Annotated in this window: 3 protein-coding genes; 1 reads left to right on the forward strand and 2 read right to left on the reverse strand. The window is 71.9% G+C overall.

Features of this window, described 5'->3' with window-relative positions; genetic code table 11:
- On the reverse strand, nt 1-2,841 hold a 2,841-nt coding region (locus VF697_RS14515; RefSeq protein ID WP_331095335.1), incomplete at its 3' end, for a serine/threonine-protein kinase.
- 134 nt (nt 2,842-2,975) lie between these two features.
- On the opposite strand from VF697_RS14515, the gene VF697_RS14520 reads away from it, so the two are divergent.
- Nucleotides 2,976-3,911, forward strand: coding sequence for a sigma-70 family RNA polymerase sigma factor (locus tag VF697_RS14520; protein WP_331095337.1), 936 nt, complete (start codon nt 2,976-2,978; stop codon nt 3,909-3,911).
- An 11-nt stretch (nt 3,912-3,922) separates the two neighbouring features.
- Here VF697_RS14520 and VF697_RS14525 read toward each other — a convergent pair.
- On the reverse strand, nt 3,923-4,911 hold a 989-nt coding region (locus tag VF697_RS14525), incomplete at its 5' end, for an ADYC domain-containing protein (protein ID WP_331095338.1).

Raw genomic sequence — 4,911 nt, forward strand, 5'->3', positions numbered from 1 at the left:
CCCTGGGGGCTCGGTCACGAGGTCTAACTCGGCGGGGGCCAGGAGCCGCCGTTGCCACTCTGCCCCCTCCTGCGTCGTGTCGGCCACCCGAGCCAGATACCGCGCCCATTCGTCACGCTCGCGCTGCTGGTGGAAGCGCTCGGCGAGGAGGACGCGTTCGTAGGTGACCTCCGCCAGGAGCTGGTGCGTGCCTACGTGGCCGCGATCTCGTTCGCGAGCCTTCTCCAGGCTCTGGCTCGCGCGGGCGTAGGCCCCGTCGGCCTGCTCCCGCAGGGCGAGCGCCTTGGTCCATTGCCGCTCGGCGGCGTCTCTCGTGCCATGGGCGCCCGGCGAGGTGCCGTCGAACAGCGCCAGCGCCTCCTCGCGGCCCACGCTGGCCCGCTGGGCGAAGGCGCGCCCCTCGGCAAGCGCCTCCCGCGCCGAGTCGTGTTGGGCCGCGACGAAGCGCGTGTCCTCCAGGTACGCCTGCAGGCGAAGGCCGCCATAGGAGGTGGCGGCGGCGAGCGCGGCGACGAGCACGGCGAGCCAACGGCCCCACCGCTGGCGCGTCACCGCGCGGCGGGAGGCCAGGAGAAAGGCACGCTCGCGCTTGCCCAGGGAGGAGGGCTCGAGCGCATACGCCTCGTCGAGCTGACGCTGGCCCCAGAGGGCTTCCCGGGCGTGCACCAGGCGCTCCCACTCGGCGCTCGCCGCCTCGAGCCGCTTGCGCACCACGCGGTGGCCGATGTCGTCATCGAGCCAGTCGCGCAGCGTGCCCCAGCTCTGGATGAGCGAGTCGTGGGCGATCTCACAGCGCGGCTGACCGCCCACGGTGCGCCTGTGCAGCAGGCGGCCCTCGACGAGCGCGCGAAGGGCGGCGCGGGCGGCCCCATTCGAAGCCTCGAAGAGCTCCTCCTCACCGCGCTCGACGCGCGTGCCTTCCGCTGTCACGAGCTGGAGCAGGAGGCGCCGCGCCGCCTGGCGCTCGGTGGGGCTCAGTCGTGCGAGCACCCGGGCGGCATGCCGCGACAGCGCTCCGGCCACGCCGCCCATCTCGTCGAGCGCCTCCCGGGTGATGCGTCCTTGCGCCGGGTTGCGCCGCTCCCACAGCTCGGCGAGCGTGAACTGAAGGAGCGGCAGGCTGCCCACGCCCTGCGCCGTGGACGCGACGAGCGTCTGGACGAGCTCGGTGGATTCGAAGGCCACGCCCCGGCCGCGCGCGGGACCGACAATGGCCTCGCGCACCCCTTCGGGCGACATGGGGCGGAGGATATAGAGCGCTCGCTCGGCCTCCTCTCCCAGGCCGGGCAGCGTGCACAGGCGTGTCAGGAAGTCGCCGCGCACCGCCAGGAGCACGCGCACCCCGGTGGAGGGGAGGGCCAGCTCGCCCAGCAGGCGGGCGAAGTGCGCGGCCTGAACCGGCTCGGAGAGGGTGAGGAGCTCCTCGAGCTGGTCGATGAAGAGCAGCAGGCCCCGGCCGCCCAGGTGCGCCTCGCGCAGCGCCGGCCCCAGCCAGGCCGTGGTCTCCGCGAGCGCCGAGATGCACTCCGCCTCCCGTCTCCTCAGGAGGGGCGCGAGCACGGCGGCGAGGGCCTCGAGCGGACGGTGGCCGGGCCACAGTGTGAGGGTGACCCACCCGCGTTTGTCGTCCAGGGCTCCAGCGGCCACCCGGGGCAACACGCCGGCGCGGCACAGCGAGGACTTGCCGGCACCCGAGTCCCCAGCGACAAGGACCAGGGGCTGGTGGTGGAGCCGCTCGAGCACGGCGCGGATGTCGGCGTCGCGTCCGAAGAAGATCGACTGGTGCTCGGCCAGGAAGGGCTCCAGGCCACGGTAGGGATTGCCCTCCACCAGGGGGGCGTGCTCGCCGCTGAGCCGCGACAGCCGTTCGAGCGCCGTGCGGAGGGCGTCGGCCGAGGCGAAGCGCTCCAGCGGGTCGGTCGCGAGGCACCGGGCGATGATGGCGGCGAAGTCCGGATCCACCTCCTGCCGTGCCTTGGCCCGCGGGGCCTCCTCGTCCCGTGGGCCGGGCGTGCCACGCGGCACCTCGCCCGTACACAGCTCGTGAAGCACGAGGCCCAGGGAGTAGATGTCACTGCGCGGGGTCGCTGGCGCCCGGCCCCATAGCTCTGGCGCCACATAGGGCAGTGTGCCGGCGACCAGGGGCGGCCGGGAGCGTGGCGTGCTCTCCCCTGGCTCGAAGCGCTCGGCCAGACCGAAGTCGAGCAGCTTCACCTCGCCGTCCTGGGTGACGAGGGCGTTGGACGGCTTGAGATCCCGGTGGAGCACGCCCTGGCGATGTGCCGCCGCGAGCCCCCGGGCCAGACCGACCCCGAGCGCCAGCACCCTCCGCCACGGCAGCGGGAGCGGCAGCTCCGCGAGGCTCTGGCCAACGACATACTCGGAGACGATGTAGGGGTGCCCGCCGACCTGACCGACGCGGAACACGGTGACGACGTTCGGGTGCTGCAGGCGGGCGATCGCGCGGGCCTCGGTCTCGAAGTAGGCACGGACCCAGGGCTCGGGCTGACTCGAGGCGATGAACTTCACCGCCACGGGCCGGCCCAGCGTGGTGTCATGCGCCAGGTAGACGACGCCCATGCCGCCGCGGCCAATCAGGCGCTCGAGGCGGAACTCGTCGAACGTCTCGGGCGGCGTCCAGGCTCCTCCGCCTTCCTCCACGCCGTTGGCCGCTGGAGGCAGCCGCTCCGAGCGCCCCTTCTCTCCGTCCGCGCCACCGCGCGCCACCGAGGCCAGGAGGAGCCGGCAGTCGTCGCATCCAGCGGCGTGGTGGTGGGCGCGGGCCAGCGCCTCGTCCGGCAGCCGGCCATCGAGCAGATCGACGAGGAGCTCATCCGTCAAGCAACTGGAGGCGTCCGGCCCGGTATCGCTGGAAGTCAACGGAGGCATGGCGTGGAGGTTCTCGGGCTGGGGGACTGGGTGCCATTCAATGGTGCCATTGATGGTCTGGCAATGCGCGTGGTACAGCTTTGAGAATGGATTCGGCACCCAAGCTGGCCGCGACGTTTCTGGCGCATGCGAAGGGGCGGTTCGGTCCCCCCGTGGATGCCGCCGCGCTCGAACGTCTGCTGGTCCATGCGTGGGAGACGTCCCGCGCGCAGTGGCCCACCGTGGCGCTCCCCGCCGAGCTATTCGTGATGCACCTCGCCGAACGGCTGCCCGAGGCGAGTCCCACCAGCCCCCTCGAGCCGCTCCTCTCGGCGCTGTCCCTGACGGAGCTCTACCTGGCGTGCGCGTGTCTGCATGGGGTGGGGGCCGCCCTGGAGGCTTTCGAGCGCGGCTACCTCGCGAAGCTGCCCGGGTTGCTGCGCAATCCCAAGCTCCCCGACGCGATGATCGAGGACGTCTGCCAGCTCACCCGCATGAAGCTCCTCGTCCCCCCGCCCGAGGGCCGCCCCAAGATCGCCGAATACACCGGGCGAGGCGCGCTGGGGAGCTGGGTGCGTGTCACCGCCACGCGCATCGCCATCAAGCTGCAATCCACCGAGAAGCCCGCGCCCGAGGAGGACTCGGACTCCCTCTTCTCGGCGCTGCCAGCCCCAGGGGTCGACCCGGAGCTGGACGCCATCAAACGGCGCCACCAGGCCGACCTGCGCCAGGCCATGCACGAGGCCTTCTCCACCCTGTCGCCCGAGGATCGCCATCTGCTCCGCCTCTATTTCGTCGATCAGCTCTCGATGTACGAGCTGGCGACGCTCTTTCGCGTCAGCCAACCCACCATCTCCCGGTGGCTGAAGAGCACCCGGGAGACGGTCTACCAGGAGACCCGGCGCCACCTGCAGGCACGCCTGGGGCTCTCCCCACGAGACTTCCAGAGCTTCCTGGCCCTGCTCGACAGCCAGCTCGAGCTGAGCATCAGCCAACTCCTGGGCGCGGAGGACGCCCTGCCCCGGCCGCCAGCGCCACGCTGACCCCGCTCTTCCTACTGTCCTCCGTGGGAGGGGGCGCCAGCCGGGGCCCCATAGGACCGATTGCGCAGCAGGCTCTTGCCGGGGCTCGCGTCCGTGCGTTGCACCGCGCAGCGATCCCCCTGTCCCAGCTCCGTCATGCTCCCCGTGCTGAAGCGGTTGGGACACTCCTGGAGGATGGACTCCAGCGCACGGCCATCCCGGGTATGTCCCAGGCAGGTGGCCCCGTCGGGCGCCCAGGCCGCCTCGAACGAGCCCCTCGCCGGATCCCAATCCGCCGAGGCCTCGGTGGCCCGCTCGATGATGCCGAGCCCATCGTACATGTCGATGGTGGTTTCTTCGCGCGTGTGGCTGCGGCCATTGCCGCAGTAGTCGGCGCGCGCCATGCGCGTGCAGGCCTGGTGGAGGTCGGCCAGTGACTGGCCATCCCGGCTCGCCCAGGGCTTGTAGCCCCAGCGGATGCACTTGGTGATGGCACCGTTCTCACACGCGAAGGTGAGCTTGCCCGGGACATCCTGCCGTGCCCCACTCGCGTCCCACACGCCGCTCACCGCGAGCGCCTGGGGGTCCGGTACGTGGTTCAGGGCAACGCAGGGGTTCTCCCACTCCTGCGCCACCGTGTTCCAGACCTCGATGCGGTACCAGACCATGCTGGGATCCTCGGACGAGGGCTCGGCGCCGCAGATGGCCACCTCCACGGGCTTGCCATCGCTGGCGGTACCTTGGAGCACGGTGCCGACGACACCACCGGAGGAGGGGACGGCCTCCAGGTGCCCGCCCTCGAGTTGCAGGGCCTTCACCCCGGCATCCGCCCGCCGCGGGGGCGCGAGGTCGACCGAGACGAGCACGCTGCTGCGCTCATCCGCGACCTTCTCGGTGTCCCAGTCCCGCTTGGTGCCCCAGAGCATCGTGCCCTGGGGCCTGGAGATGCGGTGGGCCGCTTGGGGCTGGCACCGCCGCGAGTAACGCTCGGCGTCAGGCACCGAGGGGGCCGTGCTCACCT

The sequence above is a fragment of the Archangium sp. genome (assembly GCF_036388035.1).
Classification (GTDB): Bacteria; Myxococcota; Myxococcia; order Myxococcales; family Myxococcaceae; genus Archangium.